Genomic DNA, 21037 nt, shown 5'->3' on the forward strand with positions numbered 1-21037 from the left:
TTCGCAGCGATTCTAATCTGGCTGCTGCATTTGAGTACATTAGCGTTCTAATGCAAAATTGCGCGGGGGCTGTTCATTTGCATGTTAATTTATAATGCAAAAGTGACAGCCTCCCACTGCAATATTTTTCGGCGCGGTACACTCGCTACCCCTTTTCCGAAACCCCGATCCGCTTATTCCTCGCTTCGGCGTGCTTCAAGGGGGATTTAAGCCCCGTGCTATGAGTTGCGATATAAATTCAAATGGTTGGGGGAGAAAATATTTCAAATCCAAATCCAAATCCAAATCCAAATCCAAATCCAAATCCAAATCCAAATCCAAATCCAAATCCAAATCGAAGAACAGGCCTAATGGTTTATCTCTGTCTTTGTTTTTCTGCGTGAAAGGCCGTGTTCTCTGTGTCATCCGTGGTTAAAGATTTGGGTTTTGAAATTATCGTTAGTTGGTACTGGTTTGCTAAGCCAAAATAATTAGAGATTTGTCCATTTGTTCGATAACAAAGCCCGCATTTGATAGGCGGGCTTTGTTTGTTATTGGCAGCGCTCTGCTTCAAATACTTTTCGTCCTTTAAACATGGTCCAGAGTACTTTGGTCTGGGGGAATGCTTTGGGGGCGATTTGTTCTAGGTTTTTGTCCAGCAGTACAAAGTCGGCGCTTTTGCCAACGCTGATTGAGCCGATATTTTTGTCTTGGGCGATGAGTTTGGCTGCGTTGAGGGTGTAGGCCTGTAATACGTCGCTGCGGTTGATTTTTTCATCTGCGGGGGCGAGTTCTCCTAAGTCGCCTTGTCGGGTGAGTGCGGTGTACATCGCTAGCATGGGGTTGGGGCTGGAGACGGGCCAGTCGCTGGCTCCGGCTACAATTGCGCCGCTGCGGATAAGGCTGCCTGCTGGGTATAGCCGCGTTAATAGTGGCGCGGGGACGATGTTTTCTAGTAGGGAGGTGCTGGAGAAATCCTTACCAGACCATAAAAACTGCATAGAGGCCGCTACATTGAGCGGCTGAAAGCGTGCCACGCTTTCAGGGCTTATAATTTGTAGGTGGGTGATGCTGTGCAGGGTGCTGTGGTCAGGATTGTGTTGCCTCGCATAGTCGATGGCATCCAGCGCTTCGCCGACGGCTCGATCGCCAATTGCGTGAAAGTGGGCAATGAGGTACTGGGCATCGGCTTTGCGGATCAGTTCGTTAAAGCGGGTGGCTTGTAGATCTTGCTGGCCGCTATAGCTTGGGCGGTTAAGGTAGGACTGGCTCAACTTGGCGGTTTGCGATGGAAACTCGATTACGCCATCTTGAAGGATTTTGATGCCGATCAGGTTAACATCGCTGGTGCCGGAGAACTGCTGCTTGAGGGCCATTACGTCGTCGATGATGGCGGGTTTTGCATGAATACTCACTAAGGCCAATGCGGATACATGCCCGTTTAATTCTCCTTTACGGGCCAGCTCGGTATAGGCAGGCAGCAGGCCGGTATCTTTGCGATTTGGCTCTGCACTAAAGGCGGGGGATAGAGGGCGGATATTACTGACCGGATCCATCCACGCAGTAATACCGACGCTATTGAGTTGGCAAGCAGCCAGCTTGATTGCTTCGCCAATTTTCGCATCGCTTACCTTGGGCATGGCTTTAAGGATGAGATCCCAGCCTCCTTCAGAGGCAAAGCCGTTAAGGCGGCCATCTTTATGACGGGCAAAGCCATCGTTAGGTGCGGTAATTTTTTTTGCTCCTACAGATGCAAGCAGGCCCGCTTGTTTGAGCATGGCTTGATTGGCCCAGCCGGTGTGGGCATCTGATCCGGCAAGGACAACCGGAATATTGCGATAGGGAGCGGTGTTAAAAACTTGCTCCAGCAACTCGATATGGTTCCAGTATTCAAGAGATACGCTGGTAAATAGCTGCACATTGCCTTGCATTAGCTTGTCATCTTGACGGGCTTTGCTGGCAAAGCTGCGAATTTGCTCTGCTGTAGTCAAATCACTAGGAAAATGTATGGTCATTTCTTGAAAGCCCGCAAAGGCTGCGTGTACGTGGCTATCAATCAATCCTGGCATTAGAAATTTGCCAGCAAGATCAATACGGGGCGTGGTTTTGCCCATTTGCTGCTCAACAGCATTACGTGTGCCAACGGCCACAATTCGGCCATCTGCAATGCCAACAGCTTCGGGGTAAGGATGGGCCAGATCGGCACTATAGATGGTGCCACCAGAAAGAATGGCCCGCGAGGATTGCGCCCAAGTGTTGGGCGAGCCAACGATGAATAGGCAGGATGCAATAAGTGAAAGGCGTTTCATGGGCGTAGCTCCGCTCGCCCTGCGCAATGTGTGCAAGGTTGAGCTTATTGGTAAATAGAGCCCCGCTAGCGAGAAGTTAGCGGGATATAGATGTCAAAGGCGTAATGATCACGGGCCTGATTACTTGCTGCATCGTAGCGCTCGTAGCAGGGCAGATCCGCGCAAGCCAAGCCTTTTGCTACTAAATAGCGAAAGGCGATTTCCCAAGTAAGCGTAAGCGAGGCTTCATTACATGCAAAGCTACAAACTAAATATCGGCCCGCTGCTACAAGTTGAGTTGCAAGCCGGCGGCCTGCTGGCACAGGGCCATCTAGAACGATGCAAACATCGGTACGGCAATGTGCTGGCTCGGTGATTTCAGGGTCATCCCAATACAGGCTGAGCGTGCCTACCGGAGTAGATTCTTCGCTGCAGCCCAGCAGGGACAGCAAATCACGATGTGCTTGTTCACAGCGCTCTCGGCCATAACTGCCAAGCTGGCGCATATAGATCACTTGAAAAGCCGCTACTTTTTCGATACGTACACTTTGCAGCAAGTTAGATTGCTCGGGGCCAGCGCCCCATGACAAGACCTGGCAATCATAATCATCTTCGCCGCTGCGGGCGTTTCCAATCTTGCTATTCTGCTTGGCTTGCAAGCGATAGGCAGAAGGCGTGGTGGCAAAGTGCTGGCGAAAGGCCTTGGCAAAATTTTGAGCGCTAGAAAATCCATACATCATGGCCAAGGTGGTGATGTCGGTGCTGGGGCTGCTCAAAAGCCGCCCCGCTGCGCGCTCCAGCCGTAAGCGACGCGTGAAGTTAGCTAGCGTTTCCCCCGTTGCGGCTTTAAAAATTCGATGAAAATGAAAGCTAGAAAGCGCAGCCAATTCAGCGACTTCATCGAGGGTTGGGTTTTGTTCAAGATGTTGGCTGATGTAATTCATCGCCTTAAAAACGTGCTTGCGATAATCCAGAGTGGAACCTTTGGCGGAAAGGGATGTGATCCGTTGGCAGTGAAGCGAGTTTAGTGTTGGCGTTTGGACTGGCGATATTTTTAGCTTACGCTGCCAAAGTTTAATTGATGGCGGGGAGGTATCTTCTTGGTTTGATGCTCACCGTCTGCGTATAGGCATGCCTAGTTTATTGTGGGGTAGCCTCTATGCTAGTACTTATTAAGTATATGGCTAAAGCTAATGCGCTGCGATTGCAGTTGATTTTGCAATAGGAAAAATACGAGCGCGCCGATTAGTAATGGCTTGCACTGTGATGAGGGCTGCCGACATCCGTAATCTGCATGCAGAAGGCCTGCAAAATGTTAAGAAACTAAAATTTTATGTCAACTGCTTTTGCGAGGCTTGCAAACCCCGCTATTTGCCAAGCAATGGCAGCCCTTCAATCTCTGGTTTTGCATACAAAAAACCTTGCTGCCAGTTAATGCCTAAAGAGCTGAGGAAATCCGCCTCGCTCTGTGTTTCGATGCCTTCGGCAATGATGTGGATGCCTAGTTTGTTGCAAACAAGGGTGACGGCTTCGGCGATAACCTGCCGGACTGAGTCTGTGCCAATGTCGCGGGTCAGTTCCATATCTAGTTTGATGATGTGGGGCTGAAATTGCGCTAGTAGGTTTAATCCTGCGTATCCTGCGCCAAAATCGTCGATGGCGGTCATCATGCCTTGGCGTCGATACTCTTCGAAAATCCCTTTGAGGTGAGCGCTGTCGCGCACTTTTTCGCCTTCAGTCACTTCAAAAATGAGCCGCGAGTGGGGAAAGTTGAAGCGCTTGCTTGCTTCTAGCGTGGCACGAATGCACGCAGCAGGGCGGTAAACGGCGTTGGGCAAAAAATTAATGCTCAGCCGGCAATCCTCATGTTTGCTTAGGCCCAGCTTGGAGGCCAGCTCGATGGCTTTAACTCGACAGGCTTGGTCAAAGCGATAACGATTACTGTCATCCACTTGATCAAGAATACTGCTTGCTGACTCACCATTGCTTCCTCTTACTAGCGCTTCATAAGCCATGGGGCGCATGGTGCTTACATCTAAAATAGGTTGAAACGCCATTGTGAATTCAAATGGCAATAATCCTGGATCTCTACAGCCTTCACAGTTGAGTGGGGTAAATAGCACTTCTGCGTGTTGCTCTAGGGTTGTCATGAACTTACTCCATTATTCCACCGGTTATCTTAGTATAGTCAGAAATTTTAGACTTAGCGCCAGCTAGGCGATAGAGTATTGCTATGCGGCAAGAGCCATCTCCTTTTATTTTGCTCAAGCCATTCGCAGCAGGGCCGAATAGTTTTCTTTTAATAAAGCGAGCTATAAAGAGCGTCTCTTTTAGCTTATTTCTTGATGTTTATGGGCCGCTGTTTAAAACGCCCTTACTAAAAAATGGAGCGCTTTAATGGAACGACTTTTGGAATGTTTGCGCAGTATGAGCTTGCTTGCCTTGGGTGATGTGCACTCTAATAATAATGCAAGAACACTCACGCAGCGCCTTATTGAATCAGGGGAGGTGAAGGTTTTATTTATAGAGTGGCCTAATTTTAATCAGCTTAATGAAGCGATTGAGCTCATGATTTTAGAGGGGCTGGATCAGTCACAAGCAAGCATGGCTTTAAGGCAAGGCCAGTATTTCGCCACACTCAGTAAAAGCGATGCAAGCCCTAGCCTTTTAGAACTGACTGCGATAGCTATTAGCCACAGGGTAAAGGTGGCGGCCTGTGATCTTAGTGCTGATCAGGCGCTTTCAAGGATTTTTCAGTTACGGCAAATTGAAGAATATGACGCACCCAAAGACACTGTTTTATTTGATGATGAAGGTTTAGCGGTAAGAGATGATTATGCCGTAACGCAAATCGATAAATATTCAAAATTAATCAGTAATGGCCGCTTAATTCTTTGGGGGGATAATCATTTTAAAGATTATGAGAATCGATATTTAAAGCCTCGCCACCATCTTTTAGAGCCTTCTAAAAGATTTGATGTGTTACCCAATAATTTGCTTAAAAAATTAAAAACCACGCGTTCTATCTTTGATATTCTTTATATTCCAAATACACAAATCAATATGTATTTGTAATAAGGGGCGCTGCTGCTGGGTGAGAATATTGTTTTTAGTAAGCAAGGTCTAATTCTTGTATTGGGCATTAGGCTTTGCTTAGAGTAAATTAATTTAAATTGTCTTGCCTATGGCTCACCATTTTCATATCTTACGGCTGTAAGCCCATTGGAAAATACGTTTTTGTGTAATCACCGCACGTATAAGTAAATATCATTTAATTATTATCTATTTATTTCATCGTTATTTCTCCGTACTTACCCATTTGCCAGCTATAAAGATAAGCTGGCTGAGCTCTATGGAAAGATCGCATGCATCTTCTCTCACCCGAAGATATTCAAGATATTTTCCCTTTGATTTTGGAGAACGTCCCCATTGGTGTGGCTATTTTAGATGCAGAGCTAAGGCAGGTTTGCATCAATAGCCGCCATGCTGCACTCAATAATGTGAGCGTAGCCGAGCATATGGGCAAAAAGCTGGAGGAGTATTTGCCGCAGGCGGCGGCGGTGATTATCCCTAAGCTACGCTTTGTGCTGGAAACCGGCAGGCCTTTGCTAAAGCAGGAAATCCGCGGTGCAGTGCAGGGGCCAGATGGGCAGGTTTTGCATCGGCTTGCTTCTTATTTTCCTTGGAGAAATACAGAAGGAGCTGTGCGAGGCGTAGTGGCAATTATTCAGGATTCCACGCTTGATAATGTGGGCGAGCAGTTGCTGCAGGAAAGTCAGAAAAAATTACTCAAGGTTTTAGATAATTTATTCTCTTTTGTGGGCGTTTTAGAGCTGGATGGCACTTTATCTGAGGCGAATCAAGCGCCACTAACGGCGGCAGGGATCACACTGGCAGATGTGCGGGGGAAGAAGTTCTGGGATTGTTATTGGTGGTCTTATGATGCTCAGGTGCAGGAGCAGCTAATTGATGCGATAGAGCGCTGCCGGCTGGGTGAAACGGTTCGTTACGATGTACCCGTACGCATGCGCAATGATAGCCGGATGTGGGTTGATTTTATGCTGGCCCCACTGCGTGATGATAAGGGCAATATCACCCACCTTATCCCTTCTGGCATGGATATTACCCAGCGCCATCAGAGCGAGGCCGCTTTACATCAGTCTGAAGAAAAATATCTGTCAGTGATTGAGTCTTCAGGCGAGGCCATCATTACTAAATCGTTAGATGGCATCATCACCAGTTGGAATTCGGCAGCGGTACAGTTGTTGGGATACTCCGCAGAAGAGGCGATTGGTATGCCGGTAACACGCTTGTTTCCTGCTGGCTGGCTAGATGATGAAGTCCAGATTATGCAGCGTATTATTGTGGGAGATCGTATTCCTACTTTTGAAACAGAGCGGATTCATAAAGAGGGACATATTGTTCAGGTGGCGGTGACCATTTCTCCACTTCGGGATAAGCAGGGCAGGGTGGTGGGGGCGTGTAAGCTAGCGCGAGATATTACGCTGCAAAAACGTCAGGTAGAAGCGCTGGAGCACGCACTAGAAGAAAAAACAGCGCTGCTGCATGAGGTTCACCACCGCGTAAAAAACAATCTGCAAATTGTTTCCAGCCTACTTAATTTGCAGGCACGTAAAGTGTCGCCAGAGGTGATGCCCGCGATTGCCGAATGCCAAGGTCGCATCAGCGCGATGGCCTTGGTGCACCAGTTACTTTATGAATCCGATAATCTTTCTAGCGTGAATCTGGCTGATTTTTTATCACGGTTGATTTTTTTAATTAATATGACTTATAGCGTTGCCGATACTAAGACGCAATTAAAATTTTCTGGTGCAGTGGCAGATATTACTTTAGATATTACCAAAGTGATTCCTTTTGGTTTGCTGATTAATGAATTGGTTTTAAACGCAATTAAACATGCATTTCCTAATGGCGGAGAAGGCAGAATTGAAGTGGGCTTAAGTCGTTTACCTAGCCAAGAATTACAATTGCTTGTTCGTGATAATGGCTGTGGTTTGCCAGTTAGTTTTAGTTGGGAAAAAGGCACCGGCCTTGGCTCTCAGCTTATTCCAATGTTTGTTAATCAATTGCAGGGCAAGCTGATTACAGAATCCTCTTCCGCAGGGGTTTGTTTTAAGATTTTGATCAATGAAGATAAAGCAGCTAGGGGCACTCACCATGAGCACCGAAAACATACTGATTGTTGAAGATGAGCCAGTAGTAGCCTTAGATTTGCAGCAAACACTGCAAGAAATGGGGCATCAGGTTTGTGGTATTTACACCAGCATGGATGCAGCAATTAAGGGGGTAGAAACACACCAGCCTAGCCTTGTGTTAATGGATATTCATTTGCAAGGAAAAGGGGATGGTATTGAGGCTTGCTAAGAAATTTATGAGCAATGGCAATTACCGGTGATTTTTTTAACCGCTTATGCTGATGAAAAAACTGTACGCCGTGCTGCAATTGCTAAGCCTTTTGGCTATTTAACCAAGCCTTATAATAAAAAAGATTTAAATGCGGTGATTCAGGTTGCCCGCTCTCGGCATGATGCCGAGTTGGCGCTGGCTAAATCCGAGCAAAAGCTTGCCATTGCCATTGAGGCGGCAGAGCTTGGCACATGGGAGTGGGAGTCTCAGCTTGATCGGTTGACGGGCGATGAGCGATTTCGGCTGATCTGGGGAACGGGGCTACAGCCTTTTGTGGCGGGGCTGGCAGCCATGCTGAGCCGTGTACACCCTGATGATTTGCTTGGGGTGGAGGGGACACTGCAAACGCTGGGTTTTTTTAAATGTGAATTTCGCGCTAGGCGTGATTCAGGTGAATACGCATGGCTGGAAATGTTTGGCAATTTACGGATTAGATCTGCCGATCAGCATATTGTGATTGGCGCTTTGCGAGATATTACTCCACGTAAAGAAATGGAAGAAAGGTTGCGTCAAGCCAGCATTGTATTTAGCACTATTTCCGAAGCTATTATGATCTTAAATGCCAATGGCTTAGTTTTGTCGGTTAATCCTTCATTTAGCAAATTAAGTGGCTATTCAGAATTAGAAGTTGTTAATCATCCAAGCCAAGAGTATTTAATTAATCGCCGTGAGCCGATAATTTCTTATAAAAATATTGCATTAACCAGTAGTGGTTTCTGGGCGGGGGAAGTGGGTTGCCTATGTAAAAACGGCGATATTTTGCAAACATTGCTGCATATTTGCACGGTTAGAGATCAAAATGGCGAGGTATTGCAATTTGTACAGACGTTTTCTGATATATCTGCCATTAGAGAAGCCGAGCATCAGTTGGTGCATTTGGCCTATCACGATCCATTAACTGGTCTTGGTAATCGTTATTTATTAGATCAAAATTTACAAAGCGAATTAGTGCGTGCGCAAAGTAATGGCCGTACCGTCGCTATCATGTTTATTGATTTAGATGGTTTTAAAGCGATTAATGATTCCTTAGGCCATCATATTGGCGATAGAGTGATTCAAGAATCAGCCAGCAGAATTGTGAAGCAAATTCGCCGCCATGATGAGGCAATTCGGCTAGGAGGGGATGAGTTTGTGGTGATGATCCCTGATGTCATTACGCAAAGTGAAGGCTTTGTGGTGGCTAATAAAATATTAAAAGCACTATCGCAGCCTATTCAGCTTGATGAACAAAAATTGGTTATTGGGGCCAGCATTGGGCTGGCTTTTTTTCCGCAGGATGGTAATGAGCTCAGTGATTTATTAAGTGCTGCAGATAGTGCTATGTACGAAGCAAAGCGCCAAGGCAAAGGCCGCGTGTGTGCTTACTCTAGTGATTTAGTAGAGAACGTGCGCACTCGGCTAAATATTGAGCAGGGAATGCATGGCGCACTAGAAAGAAATGAGTTTGTACTGTTTTATCAGCCTGTGGTCGATTTATATGAATCACGTTTATTGGGCTTTGAAGCACTTATTCGCTGGAATCATCCTGAGTTTGGCGTACTTGGGCCAGATAAATTTATTGCCATTGCCGAAGAAATAGGTTTAATTGAGCCAATAGGTGCGTGGGTATTAGATACTGCTGTGGCTCAGCTTAAACAATGGAGCGCCTTTGGCCGTAGTGATTTAATGATGGCGGTGAATGCCTCGGTAAGGCAACTCCGTGGCGATGCTTTTTTGAATCAATTAAAGAACGTATTAGAGCGGCACGAGATTAACTCTAAGCAATTAGAAATAGAAATTACCGAGTCTATGCTGCAAGATTTCCACAGTATTAGAAAAATGGTGCAGGGGATGCGTGAATTGGGTGTCAGTGTAGCGATTGATGATTTTGGTACGGGCTACTCATCATTGGCGCTGTTGAAGCATTTGCCAATTACACGGATTAAAATTGATCGCTCGTTTATTATTTCACTACCAGGCACGGCGCGGGATGTTGGGCTGATTTCTGCAATTATGCAAATGGCCAATAGTTTAGAGCTAGACGTGACGGCGGAGGGGGTAGAAACATTTGATCAGGCGCAGATTTTACGCACGATGGGCTCCCCAGCGGTGCAAGGGTATTTCTTTGCCCACCCTAAAGCTGCCAAAGAATACTCTGCAGATTGGATCAAACGCAGTAGTGTGAATGGCTTTTTTATTGGTGAAAAGAGAGCTGATTGATCGTTATTTTATTGTTTTGCTACATCGCTGCAATATATTTGCAGCCATATTCAGGTAAAAAGGAATGCTTAAGCTAGCTTGATGGTGATGATAAAAATATATGCTACAAACTACGGCGCGTTGCTTAAATAATGAGCCCTGCAATAAAATTAATTCAATGGCGTTTTTCTTGAGTTCCTTAGTTGATCTCTTTATAATAAAAATGTAATAAATGAGATAAGCATTAATCCGCTACCGTGCTTATCTTTTATTTGTAACGGATACAATACCATCTCCCACACTGAGACCAAAATGAAACGCTTTTTTTTGCGTTGTGTACTTCTATTTGCTAGTTTTAGTGCATCCTCTGCGGTTTGGGCTAGCGATGTGCTGCGCGTTTTTGCTTGGCCTGGTTATGCCGATGCCGATTGGGTCAGTGAATTTGAAAAAAGATACGATGCCCATCTTGAAGTCACTTTTGTCGATACCGATGAAGATTTGTGGGAAAAAGTTAAAAAAAATAATGGCGAAAATTTTGATGTTTTGGCCGCAAATACTGCAGAATTAAAACGCTATTATGAGCATAAATGGCTGGCGATTATCAGCCGTAAAAATATCCATAATTTAAATAATCAATTAAAGCGTTTTAAAATTAACATAAATGATATAAATAGTGATGGTGATTTATATGCTATCCCTTTTGTTTATTCTGAAATGGGCTTGATCTACGATAAAAAACAAATAGATACTCCTCCTGTTTCAATGGCAGAAATGTGGCTGGAAAAATACAAAGGGAAAGTGGTTTTATACGATGGTAGTAATCATAATTTCAGCTTAACTGCCTTGGTGCTTGGTTTTAAAGATCCATTTAATCTATCTCAAGATGAAATGGCTAAAGACGTGAATAAATTACTAGAATTACGTGATCAGCAGCCGCTGTTTTACAATAGCCCAGAAGAAGGGACCGCCGCCTTTGTTAAAAACAAAGCCGCTTTAATGTTTGCTAATTATGGTAAACAGCAGCTTAAATTACTGCGCGCCGCTGGGGCAGATGTTGGCTATATTATTCCTAAAGAGGGCGCTCTGGCGTGGCTAGATTGTTGGGCGATTAGTGCTAAAACTAAGAATAAAACACTGGCCGAAAAATGGATTAATTTTATGCTAGATAAATCAGTGAGTAATGAATTAACTCAGCGGCAAGGTTTATCTAATACGCTAGCGCATTCTAGTTTAGATGCCAGAGATAGGATAATTTGGATTAAATCTTCAGAGAACTTTGCACTGCGTACTCAATATTGGGAACGTATTCGTGCGGGTAATGCTAGAAACGGCAATAATAGGCTCAAAAAACCAAGCCTTTAATTTTGTTATGGCATGGCGTTCAATATCGAACGCCGCCATATTGGCAATGCCTTTGGTATTGGTATGTGATCAAGACAAAAGGCCGGTAAGAGAGCGACGCAATTATGTGGCCAACATCGGCACGCTATCACCAGCGTGTTTTTTCATTTGCTTGGCGGCCTTTTTCTCTTTGGCGCTGTGAAGTGGTTGTTTCTTTGATTCCTTAACGGATTGTTTAGACTTGCTCATGGCTATCTATCCTTTTATGCCCCTGCGAACGCACGGTGCATCTTTAGTATAGGCCGATGTAAGAGATATGACGGCTTGTTTTAAGGAAATAGTAGCCTTGTGGATATTTAATATGACGAGTGCGACTCACTGATGGCTCAGCGGGAAAAGTATGCGGCTAGCCATAAGCCGCTGTTTTTCATGGCATAACCAAATAGCAGGCCAACTAAAAGCGATGCACTGACTAGCTGCCAATGGCCATCGCCTGCAAAGGTGGCGCAAGCCCCAATAAAGGTGCCAGGTATAAAGCCTAGCCAGCGCTGCTTGGCCTGTATGCACATTAAAAACGCCACGATGCCCGTTATGACATAGCCCAAAAATTGCGGCACTAACGGGCTGCCATGGATAATCACCAGCGCCCAAAATACCCCACTGGCAACGCTAAATAAGCTCAGCAACAGGCCACGAACCCCGCCTTGTGGGCAGGCAAAATAGGCGGTGCAGCCTAAAAAACCTGCCCAGCTCAGTAGGCCAAAACTAAATGCTAGCCATCCCCATAATCCAGAAAGAACGCCCGTGGTGATGGCAATCATAAGCAGTGCATTCATTGCAAATAGTCAAAAATTAAAGAGGCCGAAGTGTAGCGGATTTTGGCATTTATTCTTTGATAATGATCTAGCTCGCTTTACGCTGTGCTCTGGCATTTTTGCTAATCGTTTTCCACTGGGAGAGCTGAGCGCGTTTTTGCAAGACTGTCATGGTTTCCCGGCTGAACTCCCTTAGTAGTTTATGAAAGCTTTTTAGCCGATCGGGGCTAATGTGGGCGCGTACTGCACAATCTGGTTCGTCCTTGTGTTGACAATCCCTATAGCGGCAATCTACCGCCAGTGTAGTGATATCGGCAAACGCGGCGTAAATCCCTGCTTCATCACTGTCTAGCTGTAGCGTGCGCAAACCCGGCGTATCAATAATGCACACGTCATTTTGGCAAAGATGCAGGCTGCGTGAGGTGGTGGTGTGGCGGCCACGGCTATCATCTAGCCGCACCGCGCCGGTATTTTGTACTGCGGTACTGAGCAGGGTATTGGTCAGCGTACTTTTTCCCGCCCCGGATGAGCCAAGTAACACCACCGTTTGCCCCGCCGCTAGCCAAGGATGAAGCGCCTCTCTGGCCTTATCCGCTCGGCCATCGATAGCAAGTAGGCCAAGATGCGCCGGTAAGTGGCTGCGGGCTTGGGCTATTTTTTCTGCGGCTTGTGCCGAGCAATCCGCCTTAGTAAGTACCAAGAGCGGGGTGACTTCGTTAGCTAGGGTGAGGGTGAGATAGCGATCTAAGCGGCGCAGATTAAAATCGTGATCTAGGCCCATTACCAGCAGCGCTACATCAATATTGGCGACTAAGGCTTGCCGATGTCCCTCACTATTGCGGCGGCACAGGCGGTTTTTTGCGGGCAGGATCTGGGTGATGCGTGCGTCGGCACTTTGAAATAGTACCCAATCACCCACCGCTAGCGTTGCGCCACTTGCATGTAATTGCTGCTGCAGTGCAGGTAGTAATTGAGTGGATATTTTATGCTGGCCATCGTGTAGCTGTAGATGATCGCGTTGAATATTAATCACGCGGCCAAGTTGCTGCTGTGGCTGGGGCGTTAAGTTGCTGAGGGTTTGTAAAACGTGCGAATCAAAACCAATAGCACGTAATTGTGCAATATCGATGTTTTCTATCAAGATATAGATATCCAAAAGACGAGATAAGGGCGCGAGTGCTTGCGGGCAAGACGCGGTATTGGTCGGATATCTACAAAAGGATAGAGTTGCTAGCTGATCAGAATCCGACCGTAAGGAAAATAGGCGCAAATGTTTTCATGGCGTTTCCTTAGTCGATGGATGGAAGCTGCAATTTAAGCGTTTAGACTGGTGTGGTCAACAATACTGGGGAAAGCTGTTGCAAACATCATGAAAGCTAGAAATATTGAATGATGCTGGCGCTTATTGTTGTGAGCTAGGGGCAGCACAAAAGGTGGGGATGCCACCCACCTTTTGATACTTAGCTTTGTGCCATTCTGGTTTTTGCCAGCGGTGGATTTTTGGCGAAGTAGCGTTTAATGCCTTTATGCAGCGCGCTGGCCATTTTTTGTTGATAGGCTTCGTCGATCAGCTTTTGTTCTTCTTGCGGGTTTGAAATAAATGCGGTTTCAACTAGGATTGACGGGATGTCCGGTGCTTTAAGTACGGCAAAGCCCGCCAGCTCAACGTTTTGTTTATGTAGGCGGTTGATGCTGCCCAGCTCACCTAGCATAGATTTTGCTAGCTTCATGCTGTCGTTATTAGTGGCCGTTTGGGTTAAGTCCATCAAGGTGTGTGCTAAGGCCTTGTCTTTTATATCGAATTTTACCCCACCAATTAAGTCGGCGTCGTTCTGGGTTTGCGCTAGCCAGCGTGCTGCCGTGCTACTAGCGCCTTTTTCAGAAAGCATAAACACCGATGAGCCATTTGCGTCGGGCCGAGTAAAGGCGTCGGCGTGGATGGAGACAAATAAATCAGCCTGCACGGCGCGGGCTTTTTTAACCCGCACGCCAAGCGGCACAAAAAAATCGCCGTCGCGGGTGAGCACCACGCGTATATTTGGCTCGTTCTCTAATAAGGCTTTGAGCTTTTTAGCAATGGCGAGCACCACGGTTTTTTCATGGTTGCCCCCTGGCCCCACGGCGCCTGGGTCTTCGCCGCCGTGGCCAGGATCGAGCACGACGGTAATCAGCCGGTCTACCTTCATCTTGCTGCGATCCACGCTGCCGTCTTTATTTTCTGGCTCAGGCTTAGTTGCCGCCGGTGGTGGAGTAGGCGGTGCAGGTTTGCTATCTGAATTTTGATCGTCCAAAAACGCCAAGAGCGGGTCATTTTGTGATGCAGGGTAGAGATCAATCACTAAGCGATGCTTGTATTCCCCAACCGGATTGAGGGTAAAAATCTGCGGTTTGATTTCTGCTTTTAAATCTAAGACTAAGCGCACCGTGCCGGGTTTATTGCGCGCTGCACGTAGCTGCTGAATATAGGGATCATCGCCGCCCACTTTGCTAGATAGGCTTTGCAATTCGTTATTGATATCAATGCCTTCCAAATCAACGACCAAGCGCTCAGGGTCCTTAAGCGAAAACTGCTTAAAGGTGAGGGCAACGGTTGATTCGATGGTGACACGGGTATAAGCCTGAGCCGGCCAAACCCGCACCGCCACCACACTGGCAGCAGGCGCTGCAAAACCTAGCGGGGTAACCGCCAGCAGCAGGCTGGCGCTCGCACCACGTAAGATATCGCGGCGGTTTAAGCTGGGCATTGCTAAATCTAAGGGTAAAGACGATTGAGGCATGTTCGGCCTTGCTCACTAAATGCTTGGATATGGGCCAGACGGCCGTCGTGTTCGGGCGTTAAAGTAATGATCCAATCAGGGATTGGCAAGAGACCTTCGGCCTTGTCTGCCCATTCGATCAGGCAGATGGATTGGGCATTAAAGTAGTCTCTAAAGCCAGCATCTTCCCATTCGCTGGCATCATTAAATCTATACAAATCAAAGTGATATAAGTATAAGTTAGAAACAGTATAAGGTTCAACTAGCGTATAGGTGGGGCTTTTTACTCGGCCAGCAAAACCAAGCCCGCGCAATAGGCCACGGCTAAGGGTAGTTTTACCAGCGCCTAAATTACCTTCTAAAAAAATCACCATGGCGGGCGTAACACTTAAGGCTAAACGTGCACCCAATGCCAGTGTGGTTTCCTCATCCGGCAAAAAGCAGCTGAAGTCGGTATCATTATGCATATGGCTCTACATTGATTAGATTATTAAAAAACTGCCGTATATCGGCTTAAGCGATGCACCCGCGTGGGCAAGCTAATCCTCTTTGCTCGCCCTTTATATTTATTAAGTTGATTATGACGATATTGCAGCAATCTTTAGATTACCAAGCGCTTGCCCAGCAAATTAAAGCGTGGGCGCAAGAATTGGGCTTTGCCCGTGCCGGCATCACTGGGATTGATTTAAGCCACGCCGAAGCGGGTTTACAAGAATGGCTAGATGCAGGCTTTCATGGCGAGATGGATTATATGGCAAGGCACGGTATGAAACGTGCTAGACCTCACGAATTACACCCCGGCACTATTTCACTTATTTCTGTTTTCTTGCCTTATTTGCCACCAGGTGCCGCTAATTCGGAAGCTATTTTACTCGATTCCAATAAAGCATACCTTTCTCGTTACGCGTTAGGGCGGGATTATCACAAGGTTTTAAAAGGACGTTTACAGCAGTTGGCTGATAAATTGGCCGCAGAAATCGGCCCATTTGGGCATCGGGTATTTGTTGATTCTGCACCTGTGCTAGAGGTAGAAATTGCAAAGCAAGCTGGCCAAGGTTGGCGGGGTAAACATACTCTATTAATTAACCGTGATTACGGCTCTTATTTTTTTATTGGTGAATTATTTACTGATTTACCGCTACCACCCGATCCACCCCAAGTGGAAGAGCACTGTGGGCGCTGCACGCGCTGCATCACCGCTTGCCCAACTGGCGCGATTGTTGCGCCCTATAAAGTGGATGCGCGGCGCTGTATTTCGTATTTAACTATTGAATTAAAAGGCAGCATCCCCGAAGAATTCCGCCCCATGCTGGGTAATCGCGTATATGGCTGCGATGATTGCCAAATGGTTTGTCCGTGGAATCGCTTTGCGGTAGACGCAAAAGAGAGCGATTTTTATGTGCGCCACGGCCTAGATGACGTTACGCTGGTGGAGCTATTTGCCTGGAGCGAGGCAGATTTCAAGCAAAAAATGGCTGGCAGCGCAATTTACCGCATCGGTTACGAGCAGTGGCTTAGAAATATGGCCGTAGGCCTAGGTAACGCGCCTAGCTCATCCGAAGTGATTGCTGCTCTGACTAGCCGGCAAGATGACGCAAGTGCTTTAGTCAGAGAACATGTGGGCTGGGCTTTGCAGCAGCACGGCATTGATTGACCTTATTTATGGCTTGGTTTGGGAATGTGTAGGGCGGGTGCAACCCAATCCTATCAACTTAGGCACACCATGTAGGGTGGGCAAGGTGGTTTATCTTGCCTACGCGGATGCACACAGCGTGGGCAAAAAACGCGCCCACCCTACACATTTTACAAGTCTTTAAGTTGATAGGATTGGGGTGAAACCCGCGAGCGATGTTAAAAAAACGCGGGTTGCACCCGTCCTACGATATTTATAATGAGATTGAGCAAGCGGTATCACTTAAATGCATTGATTTTTTTAAGTATTTCTAATCCCTGTTGCTCTTCCTTGCCCCCCGCAGCGATGCAGTTTTCAATTCCGCCATTTTCTAGCCATTTATTTTTACCATCTTGCTGATAAAAAGAGACGTATTTACACTCTTTAATCACCTGATTTAAACCATTTTTAGCGGTGTAATTCACTTTAATAATCATCGCCTTATCAGCGAGTTTACTTTGCCAAATGACATTGCCATTAATCAACACAAAGCTTTTAGGGTTCTTTAACGTGGTTTTGATGATTTCACTTGCATCATCCACTTCGGAAGAGCCACAAGCCGATAAAAATAACAGTAAAAACAGCGTGGTATATTTCATGGGGATTTTTTCTATTTCAATGAATAAATATTATTTTAACCAAAGCGCTAAGCTTCGTTAGCGCTTTGATTTTAACAGGGGATGCCTTACTAGGGGGCTTAATTACATCGATTGATTTACCTTGCTAGGGCTGGTAAAACGCAGCGTTTTTAGCCGTTGTGCAGACGGGTTCGAGTATAATCCTGGCATTAAGGCGGCCTCAAAAAAACTATATTTCTAAATAAGATCAGGCGAGTATTAAAAAATTGGCGCTGTATCTGTTTGATATATAAAGATTTTTTTAATGCGTAACGCAGTATGATGAGATTAGATGGGTTTTTCGAGGTTTCCTAAGCTTAATAAACGGGGGCTTAATCAAATAGGCGCTTAGACTAAGCACCAGCACTTGCCCCTTGTTTAAATCAAAGGATTCATAAATGGCTATTCGCTCAATTCTAAAAATGGGGCATCCCCTGCTACAGGCGCACGCTTTGCCAGTGGAGGCGTTTGATACGCCAGAGCTGCATGCCTTACTGGTGGATATGTTCGATACCATGCACGATAGCGGTGGAGTAGGCATTGCTGCGCCGCAGATTGGCGTAAGCCTACAAGTGGTGATTTTTGGCTTTGATGCCAGCTCCCGTTATCCCGATGAGGCCGCAGTGCCGATGACCGTGCTGATCAACCCTGTGCTTACGCCACTGAGCGATGATGTAGCAGAAGGCTGGGAAGGCTGCTTATCTGTGCCAGGTTTACGCGGAGAAGTGCCACGGTTTACCCAGCTACGCTATCAAGGTTTTGATATCTATGGGCAGGCCATTGATCGCAGCGTGAGCGGCTTTCATGCCCGCGTAGTGCAGCATGAATGCGATCATTTAAATGGCATTTTATATCCACAGCGCATCCGTGATTTAAGTCATTTTGGCTATACGGATACGCTGTTCCCTGAGTTGGAAAAATAATTTATTAGGATTTGCTTGGCCATACCGATTTATTAATAAGTAAGGCCAGCAGCATGATGATGCCCCCAATTAATAAGCGGGGTAAATCTTGTTGCTGATGCCAAAATAATAAATTAATCACAATCCCCACGGGGATATGCATATTATTCATCGCACCTAACGTGCCTGCATCCACTTTACACGCGCCTTTATTCCACCAATAAAAGCCCAATGCGGATGAAATTAAGCCTAAAAATCCTAAGGTTGCGAATTCTTCAAGATGTTGCGGTAGTTTAGCTGGGTTACCAAAAATTAAATAAGACGGCAGTGCAATCAGTAGCGCGCCTAAAAAGAAATATCCGAAGCTGGCTGATTGCGGCTGTTGGTCAGGATAATGCTGGTTTAAATAGCGATAACCCACTTGTCCTGCAGCAAAGGTGATATTGGCCAATTGCAATAATAAAAATCCATTTAAGGCATTGGCATCAATTTGATTGTAGCGAATCACTAATGAGCCTAGTACTGCAATGAAAGCCGCAGATAGAGCGCGTGGATTAAAATGCCCTTGGCATAAATCATCGAGCAGAGTAATATAAATTGGCGTAAAAATGGTAAATAGCAATACCTCGGCTACGCTTAAAAATTGAAATGATCGATAAAGGCATAGATAGGTAATACCAAATTGCAAGGCTCCCGCAGCCATTGTGCCTAGCTTACGTAGCGTGCTAATGCCGGTCCAGCGGGTAAAGGGCAGAAATACCAGTCCAGCAATGGCAACTCGGCTTAGCACGGCAAAATCGCTATCCACATGGCCAGCTAGAAATACCCCAATCAAATTAAATGATAAGGCCCAAACCACTGTAATAAAGGCGAGATAAGGCAAGGCTAAAATCCAAATAATGGCTGGATGTGCATTTTAACGCTTGTTTGTTGATTTTTTGCGTGATGGCATATTTATCACATAAAAATGGTGCCTATCAACTTAAAGTTATGCCTTTGGAATGCTTGGTTTTTGTAGGGTGGGCAAAGGCGATTTATCTTGCCCACGCGGATGGTTATAAATAGTTAATCTTGATATGAAATGACCCAATACGGGCGGATAAGCATTCTAGGAAAATATCTGCTGTTGAAATGCGCATTTATACGGGTAATATCGCTGAAGTAATGATTACTTTAGCAAAGGAGGAGGAGGGTATGGATACTTTAGAGGTGGCAGAAATCAAAGCTCTTGTTCCTGCTAAAAACTATGAACTGTCTAAGCAGTTTTATCAGGATATTGGTTTTACTATGGCATCAGACGCTGGTGGTGTCGCCTATTTTTATATGGGAAGCAGCAGCTTTTTATTGCAAAATTTTTATGTAGAAGAGCATGCCAATCATTTTATGATGCATCTCTTGGTTAAAGATGTATTGGCGTGGCATGCTCATTTAAGTGCGCTAGATTTAGTAGGCAAGTATCAGGTGAAATTAACCGCTGTTGAAGTGCAGCCGTGGAAAATGCAAGATTTTGTGTTGATTGATCCAAGCGGGGTCTTGTGGCGAATTGGGCAAAATATTTAAACAGCACATCCCTGTTGTTTGAAAAGGGATGTGCTGTTTCTAGGCTAAAATCGTTGTGCTTAATCCGGCTGTTTAAATACTTTATATTGGAAATGCACCAATTCGTTTTAAAGTGGCCGATCCCATCATCGATAAATGCGTTTGCGGATCACCGTAGTATTGAATATTGCCTGAGCCTGCAACGCTGGCACTGAGTTGCTCTTTAGCGGCAACAATAACTTGGCCAGACCCCGCCATACTTAGCTTCACAATCTTGGCTTTTAATTGCATCGTATCAATTTGGCCAGAGCCGCCCATTGAAATCGTTAATATATTGACATTGCCTGCAGATTTAAATGATCCGCTGCCACCTAGCGAAACATCTAAATCGCTACTTTGTAGCTCTTGAACCTGTACGCTGCCCGAGCCGCCTAAGTTCACACTAACATTACTCACATCCAGCTTGCTTAGTTCTACTGCTCCTGAGCCTGCTGTATTAATGGTTAGTTTTTTAGCCGTGAGCGGTTTGGCATAAATAGAGCCAGAGCCTGCTAAGTTAATGCTCCTTAGCTCTTTGACGCGCACAATAATATTCAGTGTTTTGGTATTTAAATCAATGCGCTTGTGCCTAATTTTAAGCCCACCATTTTCTACAACGGTTTCAATGACGGGAATAATATTATCGTCACTTTCAATCGTAATACTTTCTTGATTACCTTGAATAATCTCTACGCGGCCAGTTGTTTCACTATCAATGCGATTAAATGCGGGCAGCATCCGTGTTTGTTTTTCTATATGGCCAGAGCCTTGGATGGTTTTAGTAAATAAAGAAAAAGCATAGGCTGGGTTAAGTTGGATAGTGCAGATCACGAGTACTAGAGCGGGTAGAAGACGTTTCATGCTTTTTCCTTACATTGTTAGTATGGATAATATGAGGTTTACAGTGTTAATTATGTCATCTAAGTAAGTAATGCATAAGGCTGTTGAGATGGTTTGCATAAATCAGGGCATAGTGTGTGTATTTTGCGGCACAGAACGCAGCCGCATAGATTCTTAAGTTATGCGGTACTGCTTGCGGTAGCTTTACTGCCGATATAGCGTATTCCTTGAGCGTGTTGGGTAAATGTCAGCTCAAATTCAGGGTGGTAATGCCATTGAAATGGGCAGAGCTGATCTTGGGAGTATAAATACTGCCAACCTTGCCCTTGTGTATTTCCTACCCACTCCCTTACTAGCATATTGATCCGTCCTTATAATTCGTGAGCTGATTGTAGAAGAAATACAGCCAGATCTGGAACTTTGCTGTAAAGAGATCGGGCAGAATGGTTTTATTTACAGGAGCAGTCAGATGATGTTTTTAAATGCGCAGGCTTTGTTATTTGACTGATGTTACGCAGCCCGCAGGTTTTGTAGTTCCACCAAGGCCTGCTGGGTTGCTTTGATATAGAGCTTGGCGCGTAGCGCAAAGTGGTTAGCTTTGTGCTTGATCTTTAAGCTTTCTAGCTTGAACACCGCGTAAATCG

The 21037-nt window shown here is 45.7% G+C and carries 20 protein-coding genes and 1 pseudogene; 8 read left to right on the plus strand and 13 right to left on the minus strand.

Annotation, left to right across the window (positions count from 1 at the left end; all coding sequences use genetic code 11):
* Positions 1 to 530: 530 nt before the first annotated feature.
* The 3 genes from Q0R17_RS01310 to Q0R17_RS01320 all read right to left on the minus strand — a co-directional run bounded on the left by Q0R17_RS01310 (position 531) and on the right by Q0R17_RS01320 (position 4417).
* Positions 531 to 2288, minus strand: a complete 1758-nt coding sequence (locus Q0R17_RS01310; RefSeq protein WP_293931357.1) for an amidohydrolase — start codon at positions 2286 to 2288, stop codon at positions 531 to 533.
* Positions 2289 to 2353: 65 nt separating this feature from the next.
* Positions 2354 to 3211 carry a GyrI-like domain-containing protein gene (locus Q0R17_RS01315; protein WP_293931360.1) on the minus strand — a complete coding sequence of 286 codons (858 nt, stop codon included), beginning with the start codon at positions 3209 to 3211 and terminating at the stop codon, positions 2354 to 2356.
* A gap of 423 nt (positions 3212 to 3634) precedes the next feature.
* Positions 3635 to 4417, minus strand: coding sequence for an EAL domain-containing protein (locus Q0R17_RS01320; protein ID WP_293931363.1), 783 nt, complete (start codon positions 4415 to 4417; stop codon positions 3635 to 3637).
* A gap of 358 nt (positions 4418 to 4775) precedes the next feature.
* Between Q0R17_RS01320 and Q0R17_RS01325 the strand changes: the two genes are divergently transcribed.
* From Q0R17_RS01325 to Q0R17_RS01345, 5 genes are all read left to right on the plus strand, one after another.
* Positions 4776 to 5342 carry a hypothetical protein gene (locus tag Q0R17_RS01325; protein WP_293931366.1) on the plus strand — a complete coding sequence of 189 codons (567 nt, stop codon included), beginning with the start codon at positions 4776 to 4778 and terminating at the stop codon, positions 5340 to 5342.
* Positions 5343 to 5632: 290 nt separating this feature from the next.
* On the plus strand, positions 5633 to 7474 hold the full coding sequence (locus tag Q0R17_RS01330; protein WP_293931369.1) for a PAS domain-containing protein: 1842 nt from the start codon (positions 5633 to 5635) through the stop codon (positions 7472 to 7474).
* Positions 7446 to 7652, plus strand: coding sequence for a response regulator (locus tag Q0R17_RS01335; RefSeq protein WP_293931372.1), 207 nt, complete (start codon positions 7446 to 7448; stop codon positions 7650 to 7652). Before Q0R17_RS01330 ends, Q0R17_RS01335 begins: the two co-directional genes overlap by 29 nt.
* Positions 7653 to 7679: 27 nt before the next feature.
* Entirely contained in the window at positions 7680 to 9893 is a 2214-nt protein-coding gene (locus tag Q0R17_RS01340) for an EAL domain-containing protein (RefSeq protein WP_293931375.1), read from the plus strand.
* Between the two features lie 291 nt (positions 9894 to 10184).
* Positions 10185 to 11234 (plus strand): extracellular solute-binding protein, encoded by a 1050-nt coding sequence (locus tag Q0R17_RS01345; RefSeq protein WP_293931378.1) that lies wholly within the window; start codon positions 10185 to 10187, stop codon positions 11232 to 11234.
* 102 nt (positions 11235 to 11336) lie between these two features.
* Here Q0R17_RS01345 and Q0R17_RS01350 read toward each other — a convergent pair whose 3' ends face one another.
* From Q0R17_RS01350 to tsaE, 5 genes are all read right to left on the minus strand, one after another.
* The gene (locus Q0R17_RS01350; protein ID WP_293931381.1) at positions 11337 to 11462 is read right to left on the minus strand and encodes a hypothetical protein; all 126 of its coding nucleotides are present in this window, start codon (positions 11460 to 11462) and stop codon (positions 11337 to 11339) included.
* A 137-nt stretch (positions 11463 to 11599) separates the two neighbouring features.
* Entirely contained in the window at positions 11600 to 12049 is a 450-nt protein-coding gene (locus tag Q0R17_RS01355; RefSeq protein WP_293931384.1) for a DUF1097 domain-containing protein, read from the minus strand.
* Positions 12050 to 12116: 67 nt separating this feature from the next.
* Entirely contained in the window at positions 12117 to 13169 is a 1053-nt protein-coding gene (gene rsgA, locus Q0R17_RS01360; protein ID WP_293931387.1) for a ribosome small subunit-dependent GTPase A, read from the minus strand.
* A gap of 319 nt (positions 13170 to 13488) precedes the next feature.
* Complete coding sequence (locus Q0R17_RS01365) at positions 13489 to 14805, minus strand: N-acetylmuramoyl-L-alanine amidase (RefSeq protein ID WP_293931390.1); 1317 nt, start codon at positions 14803 to 14805, stop codon at positions 13489 to 13491.
* Positions 14781 to 15251, minus strand: coding sequence for a tRNA (adenosine(37)-N6)-threonylcarbamoyltransferase complex ATPase subunit type 1 TsaE (gene tsaE / locus Q0R17_RS01370; protein WP_293931393.1), 471 nt, complete (start codon positions 15249 to 15251; stop codon positions 14781 to 14783). Before tsaE ends, Q0R17_RS01365 begins: the two co-directional genes overlap by 25 nt.
* Positions 15252 to 15304: 53 nt before the next feature.
* On the opposite strand from tsaE, the gene queG reads away from it, so the two are divergent.
* The gene (gene queG / locus Q0R17_RS01375; RefSeq protein WP_308446348.1) at positions 15305 to 16438 is read left to right on the plus strand and encodes a tRNA epoxyqueuosine(34) reductase QueG; all 1134 of its coding nucleotides are present in this window, start codon (positions 15305 to 15307) and stop codon (positions 16436 to 16438) included.
* 257 nt (positions 16439 to 16695) lie between these two features.
* Here queG and Q0R17_RS01380 read toward each other — a convergent pair whose 3' ends face one another.
* Complete coding sequence (locus Q0R17_RS01380; protein ID WP_293931396.1) at positions 16696 to 17055, minus strand: hypothetical protein; 360 nt, start codon at positions 17053 to 17055, stop codon at positions 16696 to 16698.
* A 416-nt stretch (positions 17056 to 17471) separates the two neighbouring features.
* Here Q0R17_RS01380 and def point away from each other — a divergent pair, with 416 nt between their 5' ends.
* Positions 17472 to 17996 carry a peptide deformylase gene (gene def, locus Q0R17_RS01385; protein WP_293931399.1) on the plus strand — a complete coding sequence of 175 codons (525 nt, stop codon included), beginning with the start codon at positions 17472 to 17474 and terminating at the stop codon, positions 17994 to 17996.
* A 4-nt stretch (positions 17997 to 18000) separates the two neighbouring features.
* Here def and Q0R17_RS01390 read toward each other — a convergent pair whose 3' ends face one another.
* Entirely contained in the window at positions 18001 to 18858 is an 858-nt protein-coding gene (locus Q0R17_RS01390) for a DMT family transporter (protein WP_293931402.1), read from the minus strand.
* A 311-nt stretch (positions 18859 to 19169) separates the two neighbouring features.
* On the opposite strand from Q0R17_RS01390, the gene Q0R17_RS01395 reads away from it, so the two are divergent.
* Positions 19170 to 19535, plus strand: coding sequence for a VOC family protein (locus Q0R17_RS01395; RefSeq protein ID WP_293931406.1), 366 nt, complete (start codon positions 19170 to 19172; stop codon positions 19533 to 19535).
* Positions 19536 to 19616: 81 nt separating this feature from the next.
* On the opposite strand, the gene Q0R17_RS01400 is transcribed toward Q0R17_RS01395, so the two are convergent.
* The 3 genes and pseudogenes from Q0R17_RS01400 to Q0R17_RS01410 all read right to left on the minus strand — a co-directional run.
* Positions 19617 to 20414, minus strand: a complete 798-nt coding sequence (locus tag Q0R17_RS01400) for a head GIN domain-containing protein (RefSeq protein WP_293931409.1) — start codon at positions 20412 to 20414, stop codon at positions 19617 to 19619.
* Between the two features lie 158 nt (positions 20415 to 20572).
* Positions 20573 to 20752, minus strand: a complete 180-nt coding sequence (locus Q0R17_RS01405; RefSeq protein ID WP_293931412.1) for a hypothetical protein — start codon at positions 20750 to 20752, stop codon at positions 20573 to 20575.
* Positions 20753 to 20903: 151 nt separating this feature from the next.
* Positions 20904 to 21037 (minus strand): annotated as a pseudogene (locus Q0R17_RS01410) (IS701 family transposase); the annotation flags it as partial.

The sequence above is a fragment of the Iodobacter sp. genome (assembly GCF_025352645.1).
Taxonomy (GTDB): domain Bacteria; phylum Pseudomonadota; class Gammaproteobacteria; order Burkholderiales; family Chitinibacteraceae; genus Iodobacter.

Bases quoted from the DNA above. Each gene is read 5' to 3' on its own strand.
- def (WP_293931399.1), top strand. From the start codon at position 17,472: ATGGCTATTCGCTCAATTCTAAAAATGGGGCATCCCCTGCTACAGGCG.
- Q0R17_RS01345 (WP_293931378.1), top strand. From the start codon at position 10,185: ATGAAACGCTTTTTTTTGCGTTGTGTACTTCTATTTGCTAGTTTTAGT.
- Q0R17_RS01320 (WP_293931363.1), bottom strand. From the start codon at position 4,417: ATGACAACCCTAGAGCAACACGCAGAAGTGCTATTTACCCCACTCAAC.
- Q0R17_RS01315 (WP_293931360.1), bottom strand. From the start codon at position 3,211: ATGAATTACATCAGCCAACATCTTGAACAAAACCCAACCCTCGATGAA.
- Q0R17_RS01310 (WP_293931357.1), bottom strand. From the start codon at position 2,288: ATGAAACGCCTTTCACTTATTGCATCCTGCCTATTCATCGTTGGCTCG.
- tsaE (WP_293931393.1), bottom strand. From the start codon at position 15,251: ATGCATAATGATACCGACTTCAGCTGCTTTTTGCCGGATGAGGAAACC.
- Q0R17_RS01405 (WP_293931412.1), bottom strand. From the start codon at position 20,752: ATGCTAGTAAGGGAGTGGGTAGGAAATACACAAGGGCAAGGTTGGCAG.
- Q0R17_RS01365 (WP_293931390.1), bottom strand. From the start codon at position 14,805: ATGCCTCAATCGTCTTTACCCTTAGATTTAGCAATGCCCAGCTTAAAC.
- Q0R17_RS01335 (WP_293931372.1), top strand. From the start codon at position 7,446: ATGAGCACCGAAAACATACTGATTGTTGAAGATGAGCCAGTAGTAGCC.
- Q0R17_RS01350 (WP_293931381.1), bottom strand. From the start codon at position 11,462: ATGAGCAAGTCTAAACAATCCGTTAAGGAATCAAAGAAACAACCACTT.
- Q0R17_RS01395 (WP_293931406.1), top strand. From the start codon at position 19,170: ATGGATACTTTAGAGGTGGCAGAAATCAAAGCTCTTGTTCCTGCTAAA.
- Q0R17_RS01330 (WP_293931369.1), top strand. From the start codon at position 5,633: ATGCATCTTCTCTCACCCGAAGATATTCAAGATATTTTCCCTTTGATT.
- Q0R17_RS01380 (WP_293931396.1), bottom strand. From the start codon at position 17,055: ATGAAATATACCACGCTGTTTTTACTGTTATTTTTATCGGCTTGTGGC.
- Q0R17_RS01400 (WP_293931409.1), bottom strand. From the start codon at position 20,414: ATGAAACGTCTTCTACCCGCTCTAGTACTCGTGATCTGCACTATCCAA.
- Q0R17_RS01355 (WP_293931384.1), bottom strand. From the start codon at position 12,049: ATGAATGCACTGCTTATGATTGCCATCACCACGGGCGTTCTTTCTGGA.
- queG (WP_308446348.1), top strand. From the start codon at position 15,305: ATGCACCCGCGTGGGCAAGCTAATCCTCTTTGCTCGCCCTTTATATTT.